This is a genomic window from Pseudarthrobacter sp. GA104, assembly GCF_009741265.1.
GTDB lineage: Bacteria > Actinomycetota > Actinomycetes > Actinomycetales > Micrococcaceae > Arthrobacter.
In genome coordinates this window covers 2,685,247-2,707,951 of sequence record NZ_WOWL01000001.1, presented here as the reverse complement: position 1 = coordinate 2,707,951, position 22,705 = coordinate 2,685,247, and the positions used below count along the sequence as shown (strand labels likewise).

Below are 22,705 nucleotides of genomic sequence, written 5' to 3'. Positions count from 1 at the left end.
ACTCCTGCGGCACCCAGGGAGCGCCCGCCGCAGGGACTGTCCGCCCGCCGTCGGACGTTCTTCAGGCTCCACGCGGAGTGATCGTGGCGCAGCACTGCCCCGGGCTGTTGTTGGCCGCAACCCGTTCTTCCGGCTCGCCGCTGCCGGCCGCCGCCCCGCTGAGAAAGGCCCCGTTCATGGCACAGACGACACCTGGGTGCCCCTCCGAGAGGCGGTGGAAGGGGCAGTTGGGCAGCGTGAACCCGCCGCTGCCGTCGGGATTGGGACGGTAGCCGAAAGCGACGAGGAAGTCCTCCAGGCCCTGGCTGTCCGCGGCCAGCACCTTCCCCTTGGCATAGGCGGTGGCGAGGAGAACGTCACGCACCGGCTGGTTGGTTGCCGCCGCCTCGTCGATGGCCGCTGCCATCAGCTCCCCGGCGAGGTCGTAGTTCCTGTCCGGCACGGAAACGCCCACTTCACGGGCAACGGCCCGGTACACCTTCGAGGGGCGCCCTGACCCCGGCCCGGACTTTCCGGCCGGCTTGTGGAACTCCACGGCAAGCAGCCCGTCGGCCACCAGCCTGTCCAGGTGGAATGACACGGTACTCCGGGGAAGGTCCATGGCGTCAGCAGCCTCGTCCCGGCTCAGCGCGGCAGGAGCAGCGAGCACCAGCTCGTACAACTGCCGCCGCTTTTCGTCCCCGAGGGAGGACAGCGCAACCACCCGGCGTGCCCACGGAAGCCTGGTCATGCCCGCACCTCTTTCTAAAAAGATTCCTCTTGTTTAAATCTACGGCACTTTCTAAAATCAAGATATCTACTTTTAGAAGGAGTCCATCATGACAACACGAGCAGCCCACACGCCGGCGCAGGCACAGGACCAAAGAGGGGAACACCAGGCCTTCCTTTTGCTCCGCACGGTCTTCACGGTTGCACCGATCGTTTTTGGGTTAGACAAGTTCACCAACCTGCTGGTCGACTGGACGATCTACCTCGCCCCGGTGGCCACGTCCATCGTGCCCCTGCCCGCCCAGACCATCATGTATGTGGTGGGCGTCGTCGAGGTGATAGCCGGCATTGCCGTCGCTGTGCGTCCGCGGTTCGGCTCACTGCTCGTGGCCGTCTGGCTTCTCGGCATCATCGTCAACCTCCTGGTTCTCGGCGGCTTTTACGACGTGGCATTGCGGGACTTCGGGCTCCTGGTCGGCGCACTGGCCCTGAACCGGCTCTCCCCGGGGACAGGCATCTTCAGGTGAGCTGAAATGGACTGGCAAGGGTGGGCGCTGGGCCCACTCGTGCAGGCCCGGCGTCCAGCCCGCCATTTCGAATACGATCTTGTGATGGCCCGCCTCATCGCTCCGGACGTTACTTACCACTCCTCCTGGCTGGAAGGAGCCGTTGAGTTCGACGGCGCCCGGCGTGACGGCGGAGGCGCAGAGGACTGGCCCCTGGAGCAACTAAAAAATCCCCAAACTTTCGGCCGCTTCGTGGACGCGCTACTTAGAGACGCACTGCCGGAGACCCCGCGCAAGCCGGGGCATGTGCCCTGCACCTACCTGTGGATCGTTGAAGGCGGCACGTTCCTTGGCTCACTCGCCATCAGGCACGAGCTGACGGACTTCCTCCTCAACGAGGGCGGGCACATCGGCTACAGTGTCAGGCCCTCTGCACGGCGCCGCGGCCATGCAGCCAGGGCGCTGGCTGATGCCCTGCCGATCGCCCGGGAACTTGGAATCCAGCGGGTCCTCCTTACCTGCGATGAGGATAACGCAGGCTCCCGGGCCACCATCGAAAAGAACGGCGGCGTTCACGAGGACACCCGCAACGGCAAACGCCGCTACTGGATCGACACGGCGTAACCGGTCCGCGGAAGACAGGGCTGCGGTTGGAAGTCGCGATGCGCGTTCATGCTCCAGGCGTTGGTCTGCGCTAATCCGAGGGCAGGGGGCTGGCCTGGATGATGATGTTGGTCCCCCACAGATCCTCGGTAAAGCGGGTGATCAGGACAAGCCTGCCCGGGACCCTGTCCCAGATCGCGCTGTCCCTCAGGGTGTCCTTGTACTCCGTGGTGATCTCATCGACGGTGAAGACCAGCGGCCCTTGCGCCGTGGATACGGTCAGCCGATCGCCCGGCTGCGCGCGTGAACTGATCCCGTTGAAGGGGGAAGGACGCCCCTCCCAGCTGTGCCCGACGATGTACGTCGTGTTGGTGGAGCCTGGACCAGGTGTGCCGTACGGGGTCAGCCAGTAAGCGTCCGGAGTAGGGGGAGGAACAAGGGAGCCAAGGCTCGCCTCCTGCTCCGTAAGAGAGAGCGGCAGGACGGCTTGGTCCATCTCCACCGCGGGGTAAGCGATGTGCACGGGCTGCGAGGCGGCAGCTTCCTGCAGTGGACCATGTTCCACCGAGGGGGACGGCGCCTCTGCGGCAGCCGACAGAGACGATTGCGGCAGGGCCTCTGGACTCCGGGTCTGCGCGGACCCGCCGCCCAGGATTGCCGCCGCTAAGCCTGCCGCCCCCACGAGGGAGAGGACGGCTTTCCGCCGCAAGCCCTTGGTCCTAACTACTCCGACGCCTTCCGAGCACCAGCCTGGCTGCAAAGACGATGGCCGCGGTCACGGCAAGGGCCGCCATGACTATTCCGAGTGCCTCCTGACCTCCAACTGGGAGGCCCGCGGCCGTATCAATGTTCGTGCCCTGGTTCCGTCCCCCTGCACCAGTACCGGCCAGCGGGACAGCTGCTGCAGGGGCGGAGGAACTGGCGCCGTTGGCACCTGGCCCATTGCCCGCTGCTCCACCTGCTCCACCTGCGGCTGTCGCCGTCGGGCTGTCGACGGTTGTTGCAGTCGGCGTCGCTGTGGCGGACCCTGATGCTGTCTCCGTAGCAGTTGGTGTGCTGGTCGCAGTCGCAGTCGCCGTCGCCGTCGCCGTCTCAGTCGGGGAGGCCGTCTCCGTGGGCGTTGCCGTGGCCGTCGGTGTGCCCGAAATGGGCGGTGTGGTTGCGGCTGGCGTGCAAGCCGGGTTGGTGATCACGTTTGTGTCCAGGGAGACCTGACCGTTACGGGCGAGAACCCGGCCCTCCACAACGGCGTTGGTCTCCGCTGTTATGGAGGTGAGGGCAAGAATGGAACCTTTGAAACTCGATGCGGTACCCAGGGTGGCCGAACTGCCTACCTGCCAAAACACATTGCAGGCCTGGGCGCCGTTGGTGAGGATGACGCTGCTGGCTGACGCGGTGATCAAAGTCGACGCCACCTGGAACACGAAGACGGAGTTGGGGTTGCCCTGCCCGTCCAGGGTGAGCTGTCCGCTGAGGGCCAGCGAACTGGTGGACCTGTAGACACCTTCAGTCAACGTCATGCCCACAAGGTCCCCTGCAACGCTGGTGGTCAACGGCTGCCCTGCTGCGGCGTTATAGGCAGTGGTCAGGTCCGACTGCGCTTGCACCGCAACCGCATCTGCCGCGTGGATGGCCCCCGCCGTAATCCCTGGCGGAAAGCCTGTGATTGCAGTCCCGGGGCTGACGCCCAGGTCCCCCTGGAGGGTGGATGGGCCGGTGTTGGTCACTGCGGAGCCGGCGAGCACGGAGTAGGAGGTGGCAGTGCCCAAACCCACCGGCGTGGCAGCGAAGGCGGGTGACTGCTGCCAAACCAAGGCGACCGCCAGGATAACAACTCCGGCTGCACCCCCTGCCATTGCTGTTTGCCGGCGCCGGGATGCCCCCGAGGTGTGTCGTTGTGACCCGCGTCGTTGCGCAGAGCAGTGTTGCATGGCAGTTCCTTCCCCCAGCGGGCAAACGCCCCAAAGCACTGCCTGACAAATTGTGAGGGAGCGATACCTGCGGACTCTACGCTTCAAACGGTGGTCCGCCTACGGTCTCCGCAAACTGCGGGAAGACCCCGGAGGAACCTGGGAACGGCCGACGCGGTCCCTAGTCCCCATCGTGGCTGGTCAGGGCGGGCTCCCGCGCCAATCCCAGGCCCTTGAGGGCGCACCTGGAACCCAAAAAGAATTATTCAATTCCCTGGATGTGTCGCGGTTGCAGAGCATTTCCGCCGAACGTTCCGTTCCTAACCCGCCGGCCGCAGCGACGTGATCATCCGCTTGATATCCGCATACTCCGGCGTCCCCGCATACAGCTTCGCCTTCTCCAGGTACGGCAGCGACGGGTCGCCCGGCGTCAGGTTCAGCTCGGGGTTGTAGAACGCCCCGAACGTGGCGGCGTTGGGCGGCCAGTTGAAGAAGTGGAACATGTAGCAGGCAGAGTCACCTTCGGGAAGGGGCGCGGTGGTGATGCCGTAGGCCGCCGCCGGGGTATCCGGCGGGCCTGCTGCGATGTCGTTGCCGCGGGTTTCGAAGGTGTACCGCGGAACGGTGCCGTATTGCGCCAGCTGCGGCATCTCCTGCGATTCGAGGACCGAGTAGGGGTACTTTTCGGTGCACGTGGAGCCGGTGGCCATGTTGGTGCGCAGCGTCGCCAGCAGCCGCCCATCCTCGCTGGTCACCTCGGCGAATGCCCCGCCGCCCTCGGCCAGCTCCCCCGCCGGGTCCTTGATGTTCCATGTGGAGGGCAGGTCGAACGCCAGGTCGCCGGCCGCCGTGGTGTAGGTGGTCCAGGAAGCCGACGGCGAGGCAACAGAGGGGCCACCGGAGGCACTCGGCGAGGGTGCCGCCGTCGTCGTTTGCGTGCGGGTGGCGCTTGCCGTTGCGGTAACGCCCGACGACGTCCCCTGCGGTTGGCCGGCTTGCCCGCCGCACGCGGTGAGCAGCGAAAGCGAAAGAAGTAGTGCCGCGCCGGGCCACGCTGACCGTTTCATGACATCTACGTCCCCTTCAATGCACCCTGCGGTGCGGGCTGCTTCGGCGACCGGACCGCAACGATGGTGAACACGAAGGCGATGACTGCCGTGACCACCAGCAGCATGAGGCCGATGAAGTAGCTGTTGTCCGCTGCGTTGTAGGTGGCTCCCATGACCAGCGGCGGGAAGTAGCCGCCCATTCCACCGGCCGCGCTGACAATGCCGCTGATGCTGCCCACCTTCCCCTGTGGCGCGAGCCTGCCCACCCAGGCAAACACGCCACCGGCGCCCAGGCCGAGCGATGCCGCCATGGCCACGAAGGTGAGGCCTGCCGGGATCTCGCCGTCGGGCCGCAGGTTCACGATGAAAGCCAGGACCGCGATGCCCGCCAGCGACGTGAGGACCACTGGCTTGGACCCGATTTTGTCCGCGACCGCTCCCCCGATGGGCCGGAACAGGACCGCCGCCAGGGCGAAACCCGCAGTTCGGGTGCCTGCAGCAGTGGGATCGAACTGGTAGATATCCCGGAGGTACGTGGGCAGGTACGTGGCGAAGGAGACGAACCCGCCAAAGACGATGGCGTAGAGGAAACACAGCTTCCAGGTGACGGCGAGCCCGGCCGCGTCCTTGAGTTTCGGGATCACCGGCGCGGTGTTCCGCTTCCAGTCCGGGGACTCCTTCAGGTTGAACCAGATCACGGCCCCCATCACCACCAGCAGCCCGGCAATCAGCAGGTGCGTGGGCAGGTAGCCGATCCAGGTCACCAGACGCGGGGTCAGGAAGGCCGCCAGCGCGGTCCCGCCCATCCCGGCGCCGAAAACGCCCGTCGCGAAGCCGCGCCGTGAGGGTTCGTACCAGGCGGAAACGAAGGGGATTCCGACGGCGAACACGGTACCTGCAATGCCCAGCAAGAGGCCGGCGCCCAGCACCACGGCGTAGGAACCGAGGGTGCCGCCGAGGGCCACCAGCAGGACGGGCGGGACACTGCCAAGCAGGACAACCGTGAACATGACCCGGCCGCCGTAGCGGTCCGTGAGGGCGCCCATCACGATCCGGCCCAGCGCGCCCACAAAAATGGGCATGGCCACCAGCACCGCTGTGGAGGTTGGGTCCAGCCCCATCCCCTGGGTGTAGCGCGCGCCCAGCGGCGCCACGATGTTCCACGCCCAGAAGGCGGTGACCGAGGCGGCAGTGGCCAGGGCCAGGTTCCGTCCCTTGCCCGGGTGGGAGGTTTCAGTGGGCTGGGCGGCTGCGGCCATTGTCTTCTCCTCTCACCGGTTCCGGGTGTCCCGGTCCTGGGTCCCGACGGCGGACCAGCCGCGCCGGGCGCTGGGGGCGTTGGGATTCTGCGCGGCCTTGCCGCCCGCCCCGGTTCCGACCCTCCGGCCCGGGCGTCCACCGGCCGCAGCACCTGTCTTCACCCGGTCCCGCGAGCGGTACACGATGTACGGGCGGAAGAGGTAGTGGAACGGTGCAGTGAAGGCGTGGACCAGCCGGGTGAACGGCCAGATGATGAACAGCGCCATCCCCACCAGCGTGTGCAGGTGGAAGGAGAACGGCGCGGCGGCCATGGCTGCGATGTCCGGCTGGAAGATGAACAGCGAACGGAACCACGGAGCCACGGTTTCGCGGTAGTTGTGCGCGTGCTCGCCCTCGAACACGCTGGCCAGCGTGGTCCACAGGCCGAACACGATGGCGGCAGTGAGGACCACGTACATGGTTTTATCGTTCTTGGTGGTGGCCATGAACACGGGCCCGGTGGTGCGGCGCCGGTAGATCAGCAGGACGATCCCGCCCAGGGTTCCCACGCCCGCGATCCCGCCCACGAACAGGGCGTTGAAGTGGTAGAAGTCCTGGCTCATCCCCACCGCCTCCGTCCAGGACATCGGGATAACCAGACCGAAGAAGTGCCCGGCGATCACGGCGAGCAGGCCGAAGTGGAACAGCGGCGAGGCGATCCGCAACAGCCTGGATTCGTAGAGCTGGGAGGACCGGGTGGTCCAGCCGAACTGGTCGTACTTGTACCGCCAGACCAGCCCGCCCGCCAGGACCACCACCATCACGTAGGGCAGGACACCCCACAGCACAGTGTCCAGGGCAGAGAGTTCGACGGCGGCTCCGGGCTGTGTTTCAAAAGGCAGCGTTTCAAAGGTCACCATGGTCAGGCCCCCTTCACGGGCAGCAGGCGCGGATCGTAGGGGTCAAGGCCAACCGCCTCGGTGGGTGGCCCGTAGCCCGCCATCCGCATCACGGCCTGTTCGTCGGCCGGCGACTTTCCGGGCAGCGTGGCGCAGATGGCCGCCAGGATCCTGGCTTGCGGCAGCTTGTCCCGCAGCAAGCCGAACTTCAGCATCTCCAGGCTGGGCCGGTACCGGATCAGCAGCTCCCGCCCCGCGGAGAAGTCCACCAGCGCCGTGTATTCCAGCACCATGGGCAGGTAGTCCGGCAGCTCTCCCTGGGTGTCCACCAAAATGTCGCTTTGCCGGTAGGCCTTCTTGAAGCTGCCCAGCACCTCGCCGCGGCGCCGGGTGTCCCCGTCCGTCCAGTAGCTCAGGTGCAGGGCGTGGCGACGGCTGAGGTCGAACTCCCGCACGTAGTGTGCCTGGCTCTCCATCAGCGGCGTGGATTCCAGTGCGTCCAGCACCTCCTGGAAGGGTTCGACGGCGGCCGGGAACTCCGCGAGCGCGGCGCGCATGAGCGGGACCTTGGCCAGGAGGTCCTCGTCCGGGTAGGACAGGCACCACGCGCCGGCCATGTACGCCACCTGGTCGCGGCGGCTCACGGCTGGTCCTCCGCCGCGGCCAACGTGCCCGGCTCCGGTCCCTTGTCCGGGAAAAGGCCCGGCGGTGCCCCCCGGCCGTCCCAGTTCAGCAGGTTCACCCTGCCCTTCAGGCTGGTTCCCGCTGATACCTCACCGCTGGTCTGCCGGTCGCGCAGGGCGTTGAACGTGTCCATCGCAACCGGCACCGGCCTGCCACTCGCCTCACCGAACGGCGAGGAATCCTGCATGCCCGGGCCGCCGTCGAAATCCAGCGAGCAGCCCATCTCCTCCAGGTCGTGCGCCTGCTCCACGTGCGCCTTGGGGATGACGTACCGCTCGTCGTACTTGGCGATGGCCATCAGCCGGTACATCTCGTACATGGCCTGCCCGTCCATGCCCACGGCCTCGGCGATGGACTCGTCCGGATCGTTGCCCAGGCTGATGCCTCGCATGAACGCACGCATGGCCGCAAGCTTCTTCAGCACCGCGGTGACCCGGTCCGCGTCCCCGGCGGTGAAGAGCTCGGCGAGGTACTCCACCGGGATCCGCAGCGCATCTATGGCGCCGAACAGGTTGCCGTGGTCCTCGCCGTCGTGCCCCTGGTCCCGCAGCAGGTCCACCACCGGGGACAGCGGCGGCACGTACCAGACCATCGGCATGGTCCGGTACTCCGGGTGCAGCGGCAGCGCTACCTTGTAGACCTTGGCGAGGGCGTACACCGGCGAGCGCCGGGCGGCGTCGATCCAGTCCTCCGGGATGTCCTGCGCCCGGGCTTCGGCCTGGACGGCGGGATCGTTAGGGTCCAGCAGGACGTCCATCTGGGCGTCGTAGAGATCCTTCGGGTCGGTGACGGACGCCGCCGCGGTGACCGCATCGGCGTCGTACAAAAACAGCCCCAGGTACCGCAGCCGGCCCACGCAGGTCTCCGAGCACACCGTGGGAATCCCCACCTCCACCCGGGGGTAGCAGAAGGTGCACTTCTCGGCCTTGCCGGTCTTGTGGTTGAAGTAGATCTTCTTGTACGGGCAGCCGGTGACGCACTGCCGCCAGCCGCGGCACTTGTCCTGGTCCACCAGCACAATCCCGTCCTCCACCCGCTTGTAGATGGCGCCGGAGGGGCAGGAGGCCATGCAGGACGGGTTCAGGCAGTGCTCGCAGATCCGCGGCAGGTAGAACATGAACGTCTGCTCGTACGCGAACTTGATCTTGTCCTCGGACTCCCGCCGGACCTTCTCCACCAGCGGGTCCAGGTGCCCGTTCTCCGCGGAGCCGCCCAGGTTGTCGTCCCAGTTGGCGGACCAGGTGACCTTGGTGTCCTCCCCGGTGATCAGGGATTTGGGCCGGGCCACCGGAAAGTCGTCACCCAGGGGCGCGTCCACCAGGGTTTTATAGTCGTAGGTCCAGGGCTCGTAGTAGTCCTTGAGCTCGGGCTGGACCGGGCTGGCAAAGATGCCGAACATTTTCTTCACCCGGCCGCCGGCCTTGAGCACCAGCCTGCCCCGCTTGTTCAGCGCCCAGCCGCCGCGCCACTTGTCCTGGTCCTCGTACCTTCGGGGATACCCCTGCCCGGGGCGGGTTTCCACGTTGTTGAACCAGACGTACTCGGTGCCTGCCCGGTTGGTCCAGGCCTGCTTGCAGGTCACCGAACACGTGTGGCAGCCGATGCACTTGTCCAGGTTCATCACCATGCCCATTTGAGCCATGACCCGCATCAGTACTGCACCTCCTGTGAGCGGCGGCGGACCGTGGCCACCATGTCGCGCTGGTTTCCGGTGGGGCCGAGGTAGTTGAACGCGTACGCCAGTTGCGCGTAGCCCCCGATCAGGTGCGAAGGTTTCACCAGCAGCCGGGTGACCGAATTGTGGATGCCGCCGCGCCGCCCGGTGGCCTCCGACTTCGGCACGTCGATGGTGCGCTCCTGGGCATGGTGCACGTACACCACACCGGCGGGCATCCGGTGGCTGACGATCGCCCGGGCCACCAGGACTCCGTTGATGTTCAGGCATTCCACCCAGTCGTTGTCCCTGATCTGGATGGAATCGGCGTCCGCCGGGCTCATCCACACCGTGGGCCCGCCGCGGGACAGCGAGAGCATCAGCAGGTTGTCCTGGTATTCGGAGTGGATGGACCACTTGGAGTGCGGCGTCAGGTACCGGACCACCACCTCCAGCTGCCCGTTCCGGCCGAGTTTGGGTTCGCCGAAGAGCCGGTGCATGTCCAGCGGCGGCCGGTAGATGGGAAGGGCTTCGCCGATGTCCGTGAGCCAGTCGTGGTCCAGGAAGAAGTGCATCCGGCCGGTGAGGGTGTGGAAGGGCTTGAGCCGTTCGATGTTGATGGTGAACGGGGCGTAGCGGCGTCCGCCGGTTTCCGAGCCGGACCATTCCGGCGAGGTGATCACCGGCACCGGGGCGGCCTGGGTCTGGGCGAAGGTGATGAACTTTTCCTCCGAGCCCTCGGCGAGGTCCGCCAGCTTCCTTCCGGTCCGGACTTCCAGGTCCTTGAAGCCCTGCACGGAAAGCATGCCGTTGGTGGTGCCGGAGAACGCCAGGATGGCCTCCGCCATTTTGGCATCTGTGTCCAGGGCCGGCCGGCCGTCCGCGGCGCCGCCGAGCATCACGCCGTTGGAGTGGCTGAGCCGGTTCAGCGGGCCGTCCAGTTTGTAGGTGACGTTCTTGACGGTGAAGCCCAGCTTGTCCGCCAGGGGCCCGACGGCGGCGAGCTTGTCCGCGATGGCCGTATAGTCCCGCTCCACCACGGAAAAGACGGGCATGTTCTGCCCGGGGACGGCGGGGATGTCCGGCTTCCGCCAGTCGCGGACCGTCCCGCCGGGCTGGGCCAGCTGGCCAGGGGTATCGTGCTGCAGCGGCACGCTCACCAGGTCGCGCCGGACGCCCAGATGGGTCCTGGCCAGCCGGGAGAACTCGCGGGCCAGCAGGTGGAAGGTGTCAAAGTCGGTCTTGGTTTCCCAGGGCGGGTCGATCGCCGGGGTGAACGCGTGGACGAACGGGTGCATGTCCGTGGAGGAGAGGTCGTGCTTTTCGTACCAGGTGGCGGCGGGAAACACGACGTCGGACAGCAGCGTGGTGGAGGTCATCCGGAAGTCGGCGGAGACCAGCAGGTCCAGCTTCCCTTCGGGCGCCTTCTCGTGCCATTTCACGTGCGTGGGTTTCAGCCCCTCCGCGTGGTCCTCGCCCAGGACGTTGTTGTGGGTGCCCAGCAGGTTCCGGAGGAAGTACTCGTTGCCCTTCGCCGAGGACCCGAAGAGGTTGGAGCGCCAGAGGACCAGGGTGCGCGGCCAGTTCTCCGGGGCATCCACGTCCTCGATGGCCGGGTTCAGGGTCCGGTTCTTCAGTGCGTCCGCGATGTAGCCGGGGGTGTCCTTGGCGGTTCCGGCAGCGACGGCGGCCTCCGCCTCGTCGGCGAGGTCCAGGGGATTGCGGTCGAACTGCGGGTAGAACGGCATCCAGCCAAGCCTTGCGGACTGGGCTATGGCGTCCGCGGTGTGCAGGCCGTCCAGGGCGCCGGTGGACAGCGGGGACTTCAGCGCGTCCGCGGAGTAGCCGTCCTGGCGCCACTGGTCCGTGTGCATGTACCAGTACCCGGTGCCGATCATGGTGCGCGGCGGCCGGGACCAGTCCAGGGCGTTGGCCAGCGACACCCAGCCGGTGATGGGGCGGGTCTTTTCCTGCCCCACGTAGTGCGCCCAGCCGCCCCCGTTCCGGCCCATGCAGCCGGTCAGCATCACGAGGGCCAGCACCGCCCGGTAGGTGGTGTCGCCGTGGAACCACTGGCAGATCCCGGCGCCCATGATGATCATGGACCGGCCCCTGGACTGCTCGGCGTTCCGGGCGAACTCGCGGGCCACCCGGATGCAGGCCTGCGCGGGGACGGACGTGATCTCCTCCTGCCAGGCCGGGGTGTACGGGGTGGCGGCGTCGTCATACCCCGCGGCCCACTCTCCGGGCAGCCCTTCGCGGCCCACGCCGTACTGGGCGAGCATCAGGTCGAACACCGTGGTGGCCAGCTGGCCCTCCACCTCGATCACGGGCACCCCGCGCCGGAGCACGCTGCCGGTGCCGTCCGCCTGCTCGAAGCACGGCAGCAGGATCTCGGCGCTTTCACCCGAGACCTCCTGCAGGGACAGTGCGGGGTCCATCCCTTCAAGGTCCAGGTTCCATCTGCCCTCTCCGCTGCCGGAGTAGCGGAATCCCATGGAGCCGTTGGGGACGGCCGGACGGCCGGCCTTCTTGTCGAACAGGACGGTGCGGAACGCCGCGTCCTCAGCCCCGGACTCCGCCGGGATGTCACGCGCGGTGAGGAATTTCGACGGCGTCAACGCGCCGTCGTCGCGCTTTTCCAGCCTGACCAGGAACGGCAGGTCCGTGTACTGCTTGACGTAGTCCGTGAAGAAGGGAACCTGCCGGTCCACGAAGAATTCCTTGAGCATCACGTGCCCCATGGCCATGGCCAGCGCGGCGTCGGTTCCAGCCTGGGCGGGGAGCCACTCGTCCGCGAACTTGGTGTTGTCCGCGTAGTCCGGGCTGACGGTGACCACCTTGGTGCCGCGGTACCGCACCTCGGCCATCCAGTGCGCGTCCGGGGTGCGGGTGACCGGAACGTTGGAGCCCCACATCATGAGGTAGCGGGCGTCCCACCAGTCGCCGGATTCGGGGACGTCGGTCTGGTCTCCGAACACCTGCGGGCTGGCCACGGGAAGGTCCGCGTACCAGTCGTAGAAGGAGGTCATCACCCCGCCGATGAGCTGGATGAAGCGGGTTCCCACCGCGTGCGAGACCATGGACATCGCGGGGATGGGCGAGAAGCCGGCGCAGCGGTCCGGGCCGTAGGTCTTGATGGTGTTCACGTGCGCCGCGGCCGCGATTTCGATGGCTTCCTGCCAGGACACCCGGACCAGCCCGCCCTTGCCCCGGGCCTGCTGGTAGCGGCGGCGCTTCTCCGGGTCGGCGGCGATCTCGGCGAACGCCAGCACGGGGTCTCCCAGCCGGGCCTTGGCCTCGCGGTACATCTCCACCAGCACGCCGCGGGCGTAGGGGAAACGGACCCGGGTGGGCGAGTACGTGTACCAGGAAAAGGCAGCCCCGCGGGGGCAGCCCCGCGGTTCATATTCGGGACTGTCGGGGCCCACGGAAGGGTAGTCGGTCTGCTGCGATTCCCAGGTGATGATGCCGTCCTTGACGTACACCTTCCAGGAGCAGGAGCCGGTGCAGTTCACCCCGTGGGTGGAGCGGACCACCTTGTCGTGGCTCCACCGGTCGCGGTAGAAGATATCCCCCTTGCGGCCACCCTCCCGGAAAACTGCCCTGCCGTCGTCGGTCTGGTCCCACTTCGTAAAGAACCTGCCCAGCTTCAGCATTGCATCCGATGCCGGCCCGTCCACCCCCGCGACAAAACGCTCCTCAGCCATGCTGCCACCGTAGGTGCGGCGCGGCTGGTCCAGTAGGGTCTTTCGACTGGTTGCAGCTGCTTGGTGGCAGGACTAGGCTCTGGTCGCCTGCCGGGCGCCTGCGCCGGAGCGCTTCCCGCCCTAGGCTGGACTTCGGACACACTGGACAGGAGGCTGCGGTGGCTGAGACGACGTTAGCCAAGGCGGGCGTGGCGGAGCTGATGGCCGAACTGGCCGGGCTCGAGGACCCGAGGGCGCGCGAGGTGAACGAGAGGCACGGGGATGACCACGGCGTGAACCTCAGCAAACTGCGTGCCATCGCCAAGCGGCTCAAAACCCAACAGGAACTTGCCCGTGACCTCTGGGCCACGGGCGATACCGCGGCGCGGCTGCTGGCGCTCCTGGTTTGCCGGCCGAAGGCGTTCGGGCGTGGCGAACTGGATGCGATGCTGCGGGAGGCGCGGGCGCCCAAGGTGCAGGACTGGCTGGTGAACTACGTGGTGAAGAAGAACCCGCACGCCGAGGAGCTGCGGGTGGCCTGGCTGTCCGATCCTGATCCGGTAGTAGCAAGTGCCGGCTGGGCGTTGACAAGCGAGCGCGTGGTGAAGGCGCCTGACGGCCTGGACCTTGAGGGGCTGCTGGACGTCATCGAGGCGGAGATGAAGGACTCCCCGGACCGGCTGCAGTGGGCCATGAACACCTGCCTGGCCCAGATCGGCATTGGGCACCCCGGGCTCAGGGCCCGCGCGCTGGAGATCGGCGAGCGCCTGGAGGTGCTCAAGGACTACCCCACTCCCCCGGGCTGCACCTCACCGTTCGCCCCCGCGTGGATCAACGAAATGGTGCGCCGGCAGGCGGGGCACTAAGGGCCGTCACCGGAAGTCGGCCGTTGATTCCTTCGCCACTTCCAGGAGCGTGGTTTGGAAGGCAATCTCGGCTGCGGCCCGCACCCTGTCGTGACGGTGCGCGAGCAGGACCCGCCTTGAGGGTGCGGTAGTGCCCAGGGAGACGATGCTGACCCCCGGGTGTTTGTTGACGACGGCGGTTCGAGGCGCCAAGGCGATGCCGAGCCCCACGCTGACCATCGCCTGGGCTTCCTGGTAGTCATTGGCGTGGAAGGCGATCCGGGGGGTGAAACCCGCGGCACGGGCGCTTCGTTGGAGCACCTCCACCACCGGGTGCGCTTCCTCGCGGACAATCCACTCCTCATCGGCAAGGTCCGCCATGTCAACCTGCTTGCGCCGGGCCAGCCGGTGGTCCTTTCCCACAACGAGGGCGGTTGCGTCCTCGAAAACCGTGGTGAGGGCAAAGTCCTCGGCGTTGATCCTGCTCCATTCGTAGTCCCAGAGGAGGGACATGCCCACCTGCCCGTTCTCCAGCATCTCGACCAAGTCCTCAAAGCGGCTGCTGCGCACATGCAGCTCAATGGCAGGGTACTGGCGTTTGAACTTGCTGATGACCAAGGGAAGAAACGAACCTCCCAGCGTGGGGAAGGTTCCCATGGTGAGGCTGCCCCTGTTCAGCCCGGCGATTTCGGCGAGGTCCGCTTCGGCAGCCGCCATCTGCCTGAGGATGCGGCGCGTGTGCGCCGCCAGGACGTGGCCGGCATCCGTCGGTACCATTCCGCGGGTCTGTCGCTGAAGAAGCGGCTGGCCGATCTCCGATTCCAGTCGCCGCAGCTGCTGGGACACGCCTGACGGCGAGTACACGTGCTTCTCGGCCGCTGCCGTGATGGATCCGAGCTCCACCACGTCCAGCAGCAGTTCCAGCCTTCGAACATTGAGCATCGGCACGGACTCCTTTGAAGTGTTGCTTACATCCCCTTAAGGATTTTAGCCTGCACCTTCATCCACAGCCGAACGGGGACGGGCCGCACGCCGTCGGAGTCAAGGAAAGGGCTGCCATGACCTTCGAAATGCCCGTCCAGCCGCCATTTGATTGAAGTAAAAGTGCAAGACCCTGCAAAAAATAGCGTTTGTAATTCAATGATGGGGCGGATCACACTAGGTCCTAGCCGAAAGGCGGAACGGCCCACAGCAGGGCCCAGGAAGGTGTGAAAGCAATCATGTTTAGAATCCCAGCAGCGTGGATGCGGGGCGGAACCAGTAAGTGCTGGGTGTTCGAATGGGACAACCTCCAAGTCCCCGGAAAGAGCGTTGACGAAGTCCTCCTTCGGCTGTTCGGCAGCCCGGACAACCGCCAGATTGACGGCGTGGGCGGGGGAACCTCCACGACCAGCAAGGCTGTGATCCTTTCCCGCTCAGCCAGCGCCGAGGCAGACGTTGACTACACCTTCGCCCAGGTGGCCGTCGAGGAGCACAGGGTTGACTGGGGAAGCAACTGCGGCAACTGCTCAGCGGTGGTGGCACCGTACGCAATCGATCGGGGCTGGGTTGATGCCGGCCAGGAAACGACATCCGTGCGGACGCTGAACACGAACACCGACCAGCTCATCCTGCAGAAGGTTTCCACCCCGGACGGCAGGCTCCAGGAGACCGGTACCCTCATGATTCCGGGCGTTCCGTTCCCGGGGCTGTCCGTGGGCATGGGTTTCTTCGATCCTGCAGGACGGACAACCGGGAAGCTCTTCCCGACCGGAGAGCCGGTGGAGAAGGTAACGTTCGACGGGCGGGAAATCCCTGCCACCCTGATTGATGCCGGTGCGCCGCTGATCATCCTGGAGGCTGCTTCCGTGGGACTCACCGGGAATGAGACAGCCGGGGAGATCGATGGCCAGGCTGAACTCCTCGTGCACCTGGACGACGTGCGGCGGGACGCAGCGGTTCGAATGGGCCTGGCCGCCACGAGGGCCGAAGCCGAGCGTGCGATTCCGAAGCTCGCGCTGGTGGCCCGGCCGTCCTCGGATGAGGGAGCCGACCTGGTGGTCCGGATGCTGTCAATGGGCAAGCTCCACCCGGCGCTGGCGATCACCGGAAGCGTCGCCCTGACTATGGCTGCACAGCATGAAGGCACCGTGGTGCGGGACCTGATCTCCACCGACGCTTCTTCCGGGCTCGCCATGCGGACTCCTGCGGGCCTCGTCCAAACCTGGGCCGAGACCCGCGACGGTGTCCCGGTTGTGGGCACCCTCCGAAGTGCCCGCCGCTTGGCCGATGCAGAACTGTTGCTGCCAGAGACCTGGTAAGCGCGCAACCACAACAATCTGCCCCTCGCGCGCTCCTGGAAGGCGCTGCGCCGAGATAGGCACCCGATCAAAAGGATCATCTCAATGACGAGCAACAAGTCATCCTTGGAACCACCCGGAACCGCTCCGCAAGAGGCACTTGCCGGGCAGTACGAAGAAGCGGACCTGCCAGAGCCGCCCAAGCATTCCCGGCGGACCATCCTTTCAGCCGTCGGCGCCTTCGCGTTGCTGGGCACCGCCACCACGGTCCTCGGCGGAAGCCTGCTGAACCCGCCCTCCAGCACCGAGGACGGGGACTTCAGCGGCGAAACCCTGGAGTTCCTGATCCCCCTCGCGTCAGGCGGCGGAACCGATACCTGGGCACGTTTCATCGGCACCGAACTAACCAACTATGTTGCGGGCCGCCCCGGTTTTGCGCCCGTGAACGAGGCCGGCGGCGAAGGCATCCTGGGCACCAACAGGTTTGCCCGCTCGGCAAAGACAGACGGCACGGAAATCCTGGTGGGCACGGCATCGACCGTTGTCCCCTGGGTCCTGGGCCGCTCGGCCGTGAAGTATTCCTTCGAAGACCTCAAGCCCGTCGTCGTCAACGGCACCGGCGGGGTCATCTATGCCCGCGCCGAGGCCGGGGTGTCCGGTCTTCAGGACCTGATAAACCGGGATACGCCCCTGGAATTCGGCGGCATCAGCGCCACGGGCCTGGACATCACCACGCTTGTTGCCTTCGACCTGCTCGAAGCGGACGTGACAAGCACCTTCGGCTTTGAAGGCCGGGGACCGGTCAACCTGGCGCTCCAGCGCGGGGAAATCGACCTGGACTACCAGACCACCTCGGCCTACGGCTCAGCCGTTGCCGGCATCGCCAAGGAGGGCAAAGCCGTTGTGCTCATGTCCTTTGGCCAGCTGGACGGAGCAGGCAACGTTGTCCGGGACCCCAATTTCCCTGATGTACCCACAGTCGCCGAGGCCTACGAAACGCTCCACGGAGAGAAACCCGCGGGCGAGAAGTTCGAAGCGTACAAGACCCTGCTGGGACTGACCTACACCTACCAAAAAGGACTGTGGGTTCCGCAGGAGACACCCGAAAAAGCCTATGAGCTGCTCCGCAGTTCCAGCGAAAAGCTCGGGACCGACAAAGGCTTCCAGGAAAAGGCCGCCAAAGTCCTCGGCGGCTACCCCCTCGTCGCGGACACCGGCGTGGCAGACCGCGTCCGGGACGCCTACTCCGTCAGCAACTCCGTCCGGTCCTATGTCACAGGGCTGCTCGCGGACAAATACAACATCCACGTTGAATAAGGACCATCATGCTTGACTCCGCAATGGCAGCGCTGGCATCCCTCGCTGACCCCTCCCTCCTCATCATGCTCCTGATCGGCACCGTAGCCGGCCTCATCATGGGCCTCATCCCGGGGCTGGGCGGCACCGGCGCCGTCGCAATCCTCCTGCCCATCACTTTCGGCATGGAACCGCCCCAGGCGCTGGCCCTCCTGATTGGAGCCCTCGCCGTCGTCCATACTTCAGACACCGTTTCCGCCGTGCTGCTCGGCGCACCCGGATCCGCGTCTGCGAGCGTGACCATGCTGGACGGTTACTCCATGGCCAAGAAAGGACAGGCAGCCCGTGCCCTGACGCTTGCGTTCCTCTCGTCAATGGCCGGAGGCATCATCGGCGCAATCGGCCTGACCCTGGCGATACCGCTTGCCCGGCCTCTCGTGCTCTCCTTCGCCAGCCCGGAACTGTTCATGCTGACCGTCCTGGGCGTAGCCCTGGCCGCAGTCCTTTCGCGGGGAAACATCATCAAGGGTGTCTCCGCCGGACTCCTTGGCCTGGTCCTCGGCATGGTGGGAACCTCACCCACCACGGCCGAGGAACGCTTCACGTTCGGCAGCCTGTTCCTCGGCGACGGCCTGTCGCTCGTGGCCGTTGCCCTGGGAATCTTCGGCCTGGCCGAAATCGCATCACGTGCAAGCCAGCGGCGCGGACAAAGGGAAACAATAACCCTCGGCGGCGGCTGGGGCCAAGGCATCCGGGAATGGCTCAGCCACTGGACCCAGGTCATCCGCGGAGCGCTCATCGGCATCTGGGCCGGCGTCCTCCCCGGCGTCGGAGCCACCGCAGGAACCTGGCTGGCCTACGGACAGGCCGTTGCCACCGCCAAGGACAAGCGCCAGTTCGGCAAGGGCGATCCGCGCGGAATCGTCGGCCCCGAAAGCGCCAACAACTCCGTGGAGGCCGGCGACCTGATCCCCACCCTTCTCTTCGGCATCCCCGGCGGCGTACCCTCCGCGATGCTCCTCGGAATGCTCCTCACATACGGCATCCAGCCCGGTCCTTCGATCATCACCGAGCACCTGGACCTGATGTACCTGATCGTCTGGTCCTTCGCCATCGCATCCATTCTCGGAGCGCTCTTCTGCTTCCTCAGCGTCAAGCAGCTGGCAAAGCTGACTAAGGTCCCCTTCGCCGTCCTGGCCGCGGGACTCGTGGCCGTTATGCTCCTCGGCTCATTCCAGGAGGGCGGCCAGCTGGGCGACCTCTGGGTGATGATCATTTTGGGCGTCTTTGGCTGGCTGCTGAAGTCCACCGGGTTCCCGCGGGCGCCCTTCCTCATCGGCTTCGTGTTGGCAATCCCGCTGGAACGCTATTACTTCCTCACAGACAGCCTGTACGAAGGCTTCGACTGGATGGCCCGGCCCGGTGTCCTGGTCTTCCTGGCGATCCTGGTCCTTCCGATGATGTGGGCCTTCGTCAAGTTCATCCGCGCCCGCCGCCAGACCAACCTCGACGACGGGCACAGGGATGAGCAGCCGGAGGACGACGAAGCGCCCCTGAAGAACTCGACCTGGTCCCTGGCAGCATCCGGCATCTTCGCCGTCGCGTTTGCCGCAGCCCTCATATCATCGGCGTCCTTCTCACCCGAGGCCAGGCTCGTCCCCCAGCTGGTGAGCATCGGCGGACTGGCCTTCTCCGGGATCCTCCTCTTCACCGAAATTCGGGCACGGGTCCGGACCAGGGCCGCTCGGGCCGGCTGGACGCTCGATGCAGGCTTCGCACTGAAAACCTTCGCATGGATGACCGGTTTCCTGGCACTCACCGCAGTATTCGGATACCTCGTGGCCGTGACGGTTTTCATTCCCGCGTTCCTGCTGGTGGTCGCAAGGGCCCGCCTCAAGGTCGCGGTCATCTATACAGGGGTGCTGTATGTCGTCCTCCTGGCGCTCCCCTCCCTGCTGCCGATCGACCTGCCGCAAGGCTGGCTCAATACCCTTGTCTAGCAGTCCCTACCCCCTAAACCATTGGAGAAAGACAAATGACGGTACTCGTGGCCTATGCGCCCGCCCCCGAAGGACGGGAAGCACTCACGGAGGGCATCAAGGAAGCGCACCTGCGAAAGTCGGATCTGCTGATTGTCAATGTGGGCCGGGGACACCATGACCTCGACGATCACGAGATCGCGGAACTGGAAGGCAAGCTGTCCGATGCCGGGCTTGCCCTCACGGTCGAATCCTCCGTTTTGGCCGACCCGGGAGATGCAGTGATCCAGATTGCGCAGGACCGAGACGTCGAAATGGTCGTCATTGGCCTGCGGCACCGCTCCATGGTGGGCAAGCTCATTTTGGGAAGCACCGTTCAGCGGATCCTCCTGGACGCCACTTGCCCCGTGCTCGCCGTGCGGGCCGACAGGCTGTAAGTACAGGCACAACCTGCCGGACCCCCGTCCGGCGCGCGTGCCGCCGTCCACGCACTCCATCGCAACAGGAAGCCCGAGAGACGGGCGCGGAGGACGGCGCGCACGCACAGGAGGCAGGGCCATCTCCGGGCCCTGCCTCCCCTTATGTGGCCATCTTTTCCGATACGCCGGACGAAGGAATCTCAATGATGTTGTCAACGAGGATTCCCGTCCGGAGGCCCCGGTTCCCGCTGTAATTTCGGCGCCTAATTAGACACGCCCAACAGATTAGCCGTCGCCGTAACTGCAAGACCTTTCTCAACCACGCTACAGCCGCCTCACGCTGAGCCTCGGACAACGAACTATCTACACGCAAAAAACTGCTCCCCGGAAGTCAGAACTGAATTCCTCAGTCCAAACTCCGGGGAGCAGTTCAGTGTGCAGGGGGCGCTTCTTATGGGCTGGTTTGCGGCTTACGCCGGCTACCTTAGCCGAGCAGGGTGGTGATGAGTCGCATGGAGGAGGCGATGATGGCGATGAGGCCGATAGCGCCGAAGAGGTTTTGCCACCATTTGTTGCGGAGTTCTCCCATGATGGAGCGCCTGTTGGCCATGATGACGATCAGCACGCCGAGCATGGGGGCGATGAGTACGGTGAGGGATTGGGCGATGACGATCAGGGCCACCGGTGAGGACTGGAAGGTCAGGGTGATGATCAGGCCGAAGGCAAGGATGATGCCTGTGATGATGCGGGCTGTGGGTGAGCCTGCTTTGGCCCCGCGGCCCAGGCCGTCGGAGAGCATGGTGCCGCCCGCGGTGGCGTTGGCGATCATGGATGAGAAAGCGGCTCCGGAGAGGCCGAGGGCGAAGATCTTGGCTCCAACGGGGCCCGCCAGGGGTGCGAAGACGGAGGCGAGGGCGTTGATGGTTCCGGCTTCAGCTCCGGTCTTTCCCAGGACGGCTGCGGCGACCATGATAACCAGGGCGGTCATGATGCCGGGTGCGACGATGCCGGGGATGGTGTCAACGAGGGTGATGTCGCGGTAGTCGGCGCGGGTGCGGCGGTGTTCCTTGATGCCGTAGGAGGTGTAGAAGGCGGCGTTGATGGAGAAGTTGGTTCCGACGAGGGCGACGATGAGGATTTCGCTTCCGGGCGGAAGTGTCGGGACCATGCCTTCCATGGAGCGGTACCAGTCGGGTTGGGCGACGACGGTGCTGGCGATGAAGGCCAGGCCCATGAGGACAACGATGACCAGCAGGGCCTTTTCGACGATGCCGTAAACGTTTTTGAGGGCCAGGACGAGGCCGACGGCGACGGTGCAGACAACGGTCCAGAGGACCGGGGACCCGCCGAAGACCAGGGACAGGCCGAGGCCGGATCCGACGGCGTTGCCGACGGAGAACATCAGCGTGATGCCAAAAACGCCGAAGCCCGCAAGGATTCCAACCCATTTGCCCAGGTGTTCTTTGATGGAGGTGATCAGGGACGTGGGTGTTGCGATGCCGAGCCGTACGCTCATGTCGGTGAAGAAGATCATCAGGATGGTGGAGACGGCGATGACCCACACGAGACTGTAGTCGAAGCGGCTGCCTGCCTGGACGGCGGTGGTGAGGTTGCCGGGGCCGAATTGCCAGGCTCCGACGACGAAGGCGGGGCCCATAAGGGCGAGGTAGCCCAGGAATGTACGGGGCTTCTTTGTGGTGCCTTGGGCCGGGTTTCCTTGCTTGGTTGCCATCTTTTCTTCCCTGGTTATGGGGCTGGTGATGGTCTTATTCTGCTCGCGCATCGGCGAGTCCTCCTTTTACAGCGACGTTGCTGGGGGTCGTCATCGACCGGGATGGAGAGTTTGAGGCTTGGAACGGGTGGCGGGCCCGCAGGCCCGCCACCCGGAAGGATCCGGGGCGAGTGGATCAGACGCTCGCGGTGACACTGCCCAGGTTCGCGGATTTGAGGGCCAGTGCGATTTCGTCGCCTGCGCCTTCGGCCAAGGGAAGCAGCGGCGGGCGGACGGTTGCGTGCTCGAGGATGCCGCGGGCGACGAGGCCTTCCTTGAGGGCGACGGTGCCTTCCATGTGGGAGCCTCGGTGGTAGACGTTCTTAGTCACGGGCAGCAGGCGGTCGTGGATCGCGCGGGCTGCTGCATAGTCCTTGGCCTTACCAGCGGCGATGAGTTCGACCAGCGGCTCCGGGGCGAGTCCGCCGTAGCCGACCAGTGCCCCGTCGACGTCGAACATGGTGTGGAGCAGGTACTCATCATGGCAGGTGAGGATCTGCAGGTCTGGATAGTTCGCGCGCAGGACGGGGATCTCGGTGTCCCAGCGCTTCATGTTGCGGACGCCGTTCTTGGTGGCAAACACGCCTTCCTGGCCGGCGATCTCGAGCTGGGTTTCCAGGTCATAGGTGGCCTTGGTGGCGTCCGGGTACTGGAAGAGGATCAGTGGCAGGCCGGAGGTTTCGTAGATTTCCTTGTAGCGGGTCTGCGGGGCGCCCTTCTGGTAGCCGAAGCGGAGCCATCCGTGGGACGGATAGACGAGGCCGGCCTCGGCGCCGGCTTCAACGGCACGCTTGGCTTCCAGGGCAGCGACGGTGTTACCTTCACCGGTAATGCCGGCGATGATCGGGATTTCGCCATTCACGGCGCTCTTGAACTCACGGATGACGAGCGCCTGCTCGTCCTGGGTGAGGAACGTTCCTTCCCCCGCGTGGCCCAGGACCACCAGGCCCTTGACGCCCTCGACGCTGGCCAGCCAGCCGCCGAGCCGGTGGATCGCGTCGACGTCGACGCTGCCGTCGCGGTTGAACGGGGTTACGGGTGCGGGGACCAGCCCACGGAGATCGATGGTCATTTGAGCTACCTCTGTCTTCTTTGATGGTCGGCAGTCCCGCTGTGATGAGAACGTTTGCGGGAACGTTTTCAATATTGCAACGTGTTCCACCTCACTGTCAAGA

The 22,705-nt window shown here is 65.7% G+C and carries 19 protein-coding genes; 7 read left to right on the top strand and 12 right to left on the bottom strand.

What is annotated here, in order from left to right:
* Positions 1 to 61: 61 nt before the first annotated feature.
* Positions 62 to 730, bottom strand: coding sequence for a metalloregulator ArsR/SmtB family transcription factor (locus tag GK109_RS12340; protein WP_157240773.1), 669 nt, complete (start codon positions 728 to 730; stop codon positions 62 to 64).
* Between the two features lie 88 nt (positions 731 to 818).
* Between GK109_RS12340 and GK109_RS12335 the strand changes: the two genes are divergently transcribed.
* Together GK109_RS12335 and GK109_RS12330 are read left to right on the top strand one after the other, a co-directional pair.
* A complete protein-coding gene (locus GK109_RS12335; RefSeq protein WP_157240771.1) occupies positions 819 to 1,235 on the top strand; it encodes a hypothetical protein in 417 nt (138 codons plus the stop codon).
* Between the two features lie 84 nt (positions 1,236 to 1,319).
* Positions 1,320 to 1,838 carry a GNAT family N-acetyltransferase gene (locus GK109_RS12330; RefSeq protein WP_157240769.1) on the top strand — a complete coding sequence of 173 codons (519 nt, stop codon included), beginning with the start codon at positions 1,320 to 1,322 and terminating at the stop codon, positions 1,836 to 1,838.
* A gap of 70 nt (positions 1,839 to 1,908) precedes the next feature.
* Here the strand turns inward: GK109_RS12330 and GK109_RS12325 are convergent, their stop codons facing one another.
* The 8 genes from GK109_RS12325 to GK109_RS12290 all read right to left on the bottom strand — a co-directional run bounded on the left by GK109_RS12325 (position 1,909) and on the right by GK109_RS12290 (position 12,962).
* A complete protein-coding gene (locus GK109_RS12325) occupies positions 1,909 to 2,526 on the bottom strand; it encodes a class F sortase (protein ID WP_231754854.1) in 618 nt (205 codons plus the stop codon).
* 10 nt (positions 2,527 to 2,536) lie between these two features.
* Positions 2,537 to 3,673: an ice-binding family protein gene (locus GK109_RS12320; protein ID WP_231754853.1), complete on the bottom strand. Its 1,137-nt coding sequence runs from the start codon at positions 3,671 to 3,673 to the stop codon at positions 2,537 to 2,539.
* Between the two features lie 374 nt (positions 3,674 to 4,047).
* The gene (locus GK109_RS12315) at positions 4,048 to 4,794 is read right to left on the bottom strand and encodes a hypothetical protein (RefSeq protein ID WP_157240765.1); all 747 of its coding nucleotides are present in this window, start codon (positions 4,792 to 4,794) and stop codon (positions 4,048 to 4,050) included.
* A gap of 5 nt (positions 4,795 to 4,799) precedes the next feature.
* Positions 4,800 to 6,035, bottom strand: a complete 1,236-nt coding sequence (locus tag GK109_RS12310; RefSeq protein ID WP_157240763.1) for an MFS transporter — start codon at positions 6,033 to 6,035, stop codon at positions 4,800 to 4,802.
* 12 nt (positions 6,036 to 6,047) lie between these two features.
* Complete coding sequence (narI, locus tag GK109_RS12305; RefSeq protein ID WP_157240761.1) at positions 6,048 to 6,935, bottom strand: respiratory nitrate reductase subunit gamma; 888 nt, start codon at positions 6,933 to 6,935, stop codon at positions 6,048 to 6,050.
* 2 nt (positions 6,936 to 6,937) lie between these two features.
* The gene (narJ, locus tag GK109_RS12300) at positions 6,938 to 7,558 is read right to left on the bottom strand and encodes a nitrate reductase molybdenum cofactor assembly chaperone (protein ID WP_370460566.1); all 621 of its coding nucleotides are present in this window, start codon (positions 7,556 to 7,558) and stop codon (positions 6,938 to 6,940) included.
* A complete protein-coding gene (gene narH / locus GK109_RS12295) occupies positions 7,555 to 9,249 on the bottom strand; it encodes a nitrate reductase subunit beta (protein ID WP_157240759.1) in 1,695 nt (564 codons plus the stop codon). Before narH ends, narJ begins: the two co-directional genes overlap by 4 nt.
* Entirely contained in the window at positions 9,249 to 12,962 is a 3,714-nt protein-coding gene (locus tag GK109_RS12290) for a nitrate reductase subunit alpha (RefSeq protein WP_197432456.1), read from the bottom strand. Before GK109_RS12290 ends, narH begins: the two co-directional genes overlap by 1 nt.
* A gap of 200 nt (positions 12,963 to 13,162) precedes the next feature.
* Between GK109_RS12290 and GK109_RS12285 the strand changes: the two genes are divergently transcribed.
* Positions 13,163 to 13,807, top strand: a complete 645-nt coding sequence (locus GK109_RS12285) for a DNA alkylation repair protein (protein ID WP_157242902.1) — start codon at positions 13,163 to 13,165, stop codon at positions 13,805 to 13,807.
* 6 nt (positions 13,808 to 13,813) lie between these two features.
* Here GK109_RS12285 and GK109_RS12280 read toward each other — a convergent pair whose 3' ends face one another.
* Positions 13,814 to 14,728 carry a LysR family transcriptional regulator gene (locus tag GK109_RS12280; RefSeq protein WP_157240757.1) on the bottom strand — a complete coding sequence of 305 codons (915 nt, stop codon included), beginning with the start codon at positions 14,726 to 14,728 and terminating at the stop codon, positions 13,814 to 13,816.
* 278 nt (positions 14,729 to 15,006) lie between these two features.
* Between GK109_RS12280 and GK109_RS12275 the strand changes: the two genes are divergently transcribed.
* The 4 genes from GK109_RS12275 (at position 15,007) to GK109_RS12260 (ending at position 19,777) form a co-directional block, all read left to right on the top strand.
* Positions 15,007 to 16,086: a PrpF domain-containing protein gene (locus tag GK109_RS12275; RefSeq protein ID WP_157240755.1), complete on the top strand. Its 1,080-nt coding sequence runs from the start codon at positions 15,007 to 15,009 to the stop codon at positions 16,084 to 16,086.
* Between the two features lie 84 nt (positions 16,087 to 16,170).
* A complete protein-coding gene (locus tag GK109_RS12270) occupies positions 16,171 to 17,382 on the top strand; it encodes a tripartite tricarboxylate transporter substrate-binding protein (RefSeq protein ID WP_157240753.1) in 1,212 nt (403 codons plus the stop codon).
* Between the two features lie 8 nt (positions 17,383 to 17,390).
* Positions 17,391 to 19,361 (top strand): tripartite tricarboxylate transporter permease, encoded by a 1,971-nt coding sequence (locus GK109_RS12265; protein ID WP_157240751.1) that lies wholly within the window; start codon positions 17,391 to 17,393, stop codon positions 19,359 to 19,361.
* Positions 19,362 to 19,396: 35 nt separating this feature from the next.
* Positions 19,397 to 19,777 (top strand): universal stress protein, encoded by a 381-nt coding sequence (locus tag GK109_RS12260; protein WP_157240749.1) that lies wholly within the window; start codon positions 19,397 to 19,399, stop codon positions 19,775 to 19,777.
* A 466-nt stretch (positions 19,778 to 20,243) separates the two neighbouring features.
* On the opposite strand, the gene GK109_RS12255 is transcribed toward GK109_RS12260, so the two are convergent.
* Positions 20,244 to 21,542 carry an Nramp family divalent metal transporter gene (locus tag GK109_RS12255; RefSeq protein ID WP_197432455.1) on the bottom strand — a complete coding sequence of 433 codons (1,299 nt, stop codon included), beginning with the start codon at positions 21,540 to 21,542 and terminating at the stop codon, positions 20,244 to 20,246.
* Between the two features lie 124 nt (positions 21,543 to 21,666).
* Entirely contained in the window at positions 21,667 to 22,602 is a 936-nt protein-coding gene (locus tag GK109_RS12250) for a dihydrodipicolinate synthase family protein (protein WP_157240747.1), read from the bottom strand.
* Positions 22,603 to 22,705 lie beyond the last annotated feature (103 nt).

Excerpts from the sequence above, each read along its gene's own strand:
- GK109_RS12340 (WP_157240773.1), bottom strand. The coding sequence starts at position 730 with ATGACCAGGCTTCCGTGGGCACGCCGGGTGGTTGCGCTGTCCTCCCTC.
- GK109_RS12335 (WP_157240771.1), top strand. The coding sequence starts at position 819 with ATGACAACACGAGCAGCCCACACGCCGGCGCAGGCACAGGACCAAAGA.
- GK109_RS12330 (WP_157240769.1), top strand. The coding sequence starts at position 1,320 with ATGGCCCGCCTCATCGCTCCGGACGTTACTTACCACTCCTCCTGGCTG.
- GK109_RS12320 (WP_231754853.1), bottom strand. The coding sequence starts at position 3,673 with ATGGCAGGGGGTGCAGCCGGAGTTGTTATCCTGGCGGTCGCCTTGGTT.
- GK109_RS12315 (WP_157240765.1), bottom strand. The coding sequence starts at position 4,794 with ATGAAACGGTCAGCGTGGCCCGGCGCGGCACTACTTCTTTCGCTTTCG.
- GK109_RS12310 (WP_157240763.1), bottom strand. The coding sequence starts at position 6,035 with ATGGCCGCAGCCGCCCAGCCCACTGAAACCTCCCACCCGGGCAAGGGA.
- narI (WP_157240761.1), bottom strand. The coding sequence starts at position 6,935 with ATGGTGACCTTTGAAACGCTGCCTTTTGAAACACAGCCCGGAGCCGCC.
- narH (WP_157240759.1), bottom strand. The coding sequence starts at position 9,249 with ATGCGGGTCATGGCTCAAATGGGCATGGTGATGAACCTGGACAAGTGC.
- GK109_RS12290 (WP_197432456.1), bottom strand. The coding sequence starts at position 12,962 with ATGGCTGAGGAGCGTTTTGTCGCGGGGGTGGACGGGCCGGCATCGGAT.
- GK109_RS12285 (WP_157242902.1), top strand. The coding sequence starts at position 13,163 with ATGGCCGAACTGGCCGGGCTCGAGGACCCGAGGGCGCGCGAGGTGAAC.
- GK109_RS12280 (WP_157240757.1), bottom strand. The coding sequence starts at position 14,728 with ATGCTCAATGTTCGAAGGCTGGAACTGCTGCTGGACGTGGTGGAGCTC.
- GK109_RS12275 (WP_157240755.1), top strand. The coding sequence starts at position 15,007 with ATGTTTAGAATCCCAGCAGCGTGGATGCGGGGCGGAACCAGTAAGTGC.
- GK109_RS12270 (WP_157240753.1), top strand. The coding sequence starts at position 16,171 with ATGACGAGCAACAAGTCATCCTTGGAACCACCCGGAACCGCTCCGCAA.
- GK109_RS12265 (WP_157240751.1), top strand. The coding sequence starts at position 17,391 with ATGCTTGACTCCGCAATGGCAGCGCTGGCATCCCTCGCTGACCCCTCC.
- GK109_RS12260 (WP_157240749.1), top strand. The coding sequence starts at position 19,397 with ATGACGGTACTCGTGGCCTATGCGCCCGCCCCCGAAGGACGGGAAGCA.
- GK109_RS12255 (WP_197432455.1), bottom strand. The coding sequence starts at position 21,542 with ATGCGCGAGCAGAATAAGACCATCACCAGCCCCATAACCAGGGAAGAA.
- GK109_RS12250 (WP_157240747.1), bottom strand. The coding sequence starts at position 22,602 with ATGACCATCGATCTCCGTGGGCTGGTCCCCGCACCCGTAACCCCGTTC.